The sequence below is a fragment of the Binatus sp. (SeqCode) genome, assembly GCF_035272065.1.
In the GTDB taxonomy this organism is placed as follows: Bacteria; Desulfobacterota; Binatia; order Binatales; family Binataceae; genus Binatus.
In genome coordinates, this window is record NZ_DATEQZ010000086.1 from 1 (window position 1) to 2,239 (window position 2,239).

A 2,239-nucleotide genomic window follows, 5' to 3' on the forward strand; every position below is an offset into this window, starting at 1 on the left:
CGTCGGCGCCTGTCTCGCTCGACGAAAAACATCTGAAGCAGCAAAGGGGAACGATCGCTGATTTCGTGAGGATAGGGACCGCCGCCATGGTAGAGCGAATTCGGTCACTGCTTGCACAGTTCCCAGAAGACGAAGAGAACGTGCGCGAGATTGTCGCGAGAGACGCGGGGTTCGATGCGCTTTGCCAAGAATACCGCGAGGTCACCGACATGCTTCGTAGTTTCGAGTCTCATGTCAAACGACTCAAAGAGCGTCGGGCCTGGCTGGAAGAGAACCTTCTAACGCGAATCGAAGGGCCGCCGCAGTAGCAGCAGATCTGCAACGGGGTGCCGTCGCCAAGTGTGTCGAAATTGCCTGGATGGCGTCTCCGGCACGGTGAGAGTGATCGGATCAGGCGGCGATCGTTGTTTGTTCAATCGGCTTTTGGGCGAGACTCTGCCATCCATCGACCTTGCGCATGGTGATCTGCCCGGAGGTTCTGTCCGCATTCGCGCCAAACTCCATTTTGATGCAATCTTGTTATGTACTGCTCCTTCGGGCGCGCCGGAAACTGCCAAGCGAAGGCACACGATATCGAGGAAGTTGCTCGTTGCGGCGTCTGTGGCGCGAATGCTGACAGGACCATTTGTTTGACGGTCGTGAAATTTGCGGGTGCGTGGTCTGTCCGGATGCGGCACGCGTCGTCGCGGAAGATCATCTCCATGGTCCAATGCAAGCTGTTCTCGACGGACCAATGGCCGCGCACGATCGGTCCCATAAGGTGAGCCAGTCGACGAACGCCGCCAGCCGCGAGTAGCAGCCGGTGAAGCCTTGTTCGCGCATCTCCTGCAGCAAGAGTCGCACATTCCTCTCTCCCTCCGCCCAGCGATCCCGTAGGTAGGTGGCAAACCGCGCCGGCGTGCTTGACTTGGGCGCCATGCGCGCGCGTTCGGGAAGGCTTTCGAGGCGGACCCATTTGTCGACGATCTTTCGCGTCAGACGCAGCTCGCGGGTGATCGCTGCAACCGTCGCACCTGCATCATACATGGCCCGAACCTTGGCGAATGCTGCCAGCAGGAACGGACGCCCCGATACGTGGGTCAGCTCTCTCGGCTCGCCTTGCGCGCCGACTCCATCACCCGGCTGCGCACCGTCGGTACCAAGAAGGTGACCAGGATTGGCGCGGTAGCCGCGGATCGGACGCTCCAATCCGCTCAGCTGGCGCTCAATGGCGGCCCGCAGGTTCTGCACCAGGTGGAAAGCGGTCGGCGATCTGTCTCGCCTGCGGAGCGCCCTGACGCGATGCGTCGGCGTAGAGCCCATCACGATCACGGGCGATCAGCTCGATACTGGGTCGCTCGGCCAGCCACGCCGCGGTGCTGACAGCCGAGCGATCGGGCAGGACGTCGATCACTTCTCGACGCTCGAGGTCGACCGCGATCGTGCCGAAGCGAAGGCCTTTTCTTGACGCCCATTCGTCGATCCCGATCACCCGAGGAGCGGAACGGCCGGGCAGACGCTGGTGCCGTATGAGATGCCGCAGGATGGTGCCTCGTTTGGCTGCAAAGCCCAACCGCGCGGCCAGATTTTCGCCCGGCAGGCCTCCGACGCCGTGCCGCAGCAGGCGCAAGATGCCGGCCGCACGCCGTGTCTGTCGCGCACGAGGGTCCACCATCCCAGGCAGTCGCTCGGTGAAGATGGACTGCCGGCAGTCGGCGTTGCGACATTGCCAGCGACCAACGGTGAGCGTGATCCGTACTGGTCGGCCCTGGATGGGCAGATCTCAAAATCGCCGCTGATACGAGCTGTGCCGGGCCGACGAGGCGACCTGACATCGCGGGCATGCCGCCGCTGTGCCGATGCTTTCCGCCCAGACAACCCAGACGCCATCACTCCGCGTCACCGAGGTAAGTCGGACATTCGGAAACGGTAGGGTATGCGAGTTCTGTTTCATGCCCACAGAGTGGTGAGCCTATCCCGCCCAACACGCTGGCCGAGCTGCAGCGAGACATGGCGCGGTTGCGTTTCGTCAGCGATCAGATCAAGGAAATCGAGAAAACCCGCTTGGAGGAATTGCAGTCGACGCCTGAACGACGACCGCACGCCATGGTGCAGTTGGCGGCTCGCATCAGAGGTGTCGGCATCGAGACGGCGGATATGCTCGTGAACGAAGTGCTCCTACGAAACCTACGCGATCGAAAAGCAGTCGCGCGTTACGCCGGTCTCACCGGCTGTCATGTCCGTTTTCAAGGGTTACGAA

At 61.9% G+C, this 2,239-nt stretch carries 3 protein-coding genes and 2 pseudogenes; 2 read left to right on the forward strand and 3 right to left on the reverse strand.

All coding sequences use genetic code 11. The annotated features are described in order from the left end of the window. The coding region (locus VJX68_RS15590) for a hypothetical protein (RefSeq protein ID WP_324096637.1) at positions 1–308 on the forward strand (308 nt) is incomplete at its 5' end. Between the two features lie 314 nt (positions 309–622). Here the strand turns inward: VJX68_RS15590 and VJX68_RS15595 are convergent. The 3 genes and pseudogenes from VJX68_RS15595 to VJX68_RS15605 form a co-directional block, all read right to left on the reverse strand. After that, a pseudogene (locus VJX68_RS15595) lies at positions 623–745 on the reverse strand (ISAs1 family transposase); the annotation flags it as partial. Beyond that, complete coding sequence (locus VJX68_RS15600; protein WP_324096638.1) at positions 694–1,230, reverse strand: hypothetical protein; 537 nt, start codon at positions 1,228–1,230, stop codon at positions 694–696. The gene VJX68_RS15600 and the pseudogene VJX68_RS15595, both read right to left, overlap by 52 nt. Beyond that, positions 1,205–1,609: a transposase gene (locus VJX68_RS15605; protein WP_324096639.1), complete on the reverse strand. Its 405-nt coding sequence runs from the start codon at positions 1,607–1,609 to the stop codon at positions 1,205–1,207. The genes VJX68_RS15600 and VJX68_RS15605 overlap by 26 nt, the downstream gene beginning before the upstream one ends. Before the next feature lie 380 nt (positions 1,610–1,989). Between VJX68_RS15605 and VJX68_RS15610 the strand changes: the two are divergent. Continuing rightward, positions 1,990–2,239, forward strand: a pseudogene (locus VJX68_RS15610) (hypothetical protein); the annotation flags it as partial.